The following is a 454-nucleotide window of genomic DNA, read 5'->3' as shown; positions in this document are numbered from 1 at the left end:
TGGATGTCACATTTTCAGAAAAAGTGATGCACGAAGGAGTCTGTTTATTGGAGAAATTATTTCTATTAACGGATAAGCGCAACGAATTTCTAATTACTTCCATTAATCGGCTGTTAGAGCGATATCCTGGCAGCAAGTTATTTGTCATTGCTGGTAGCCACCATATAGTAAGTCCCGTTTTTAACTTGATCGACCATTTACCTCCAGATTTAAAATATGCCATATTAACTTATAAAAATTAGAGTGTTTTTAAAAGTGGCAATGAAGAGCTTACCCCATTTTTTGAAAATACTTAAAAAAGACGGGAATAGAAACTTTATTCATCAATAAAAATTAATAAAGATTAGGGTAGTGAGAGTTAAAGAATAAGAGGGAAAATTTCCCTCTTAAAATAAAAGCCAATTTAGGCATAGTCTGAGCCATCAACAGAAGCCGCATTAGGGGTATCAAGGTT

1 pseudogene is annotated in these 454 nt (G+C 33.9%); it reads left to right on the top strand.

Going from position 1 to position 454, the window contains the following annotated elements:
• Nucleotides 1–242, top strand: a pseudogene (locus TY19_RS00820) (hypothetical protein); the annotation flags it as partial.
• Nucleotides 243–454: the final 212 nt, after the last annotated feature.

This window comes from Candidatus Protochlamydia sp. R18, from assembly GCF_000648255.1.
In the GTDB taxonomy this organism is placed as follows: Bacteria; Chlamydiota; Chlamydiia; order Chlamydiales; family Parachlamydiaceae; genus Protochlamydia; species Protochlamydia amoebophila.
Note: the sequence above shows the minus strand (reverse complement) of the source record. Positions and strands in the feature narration are given on the sequence as shown.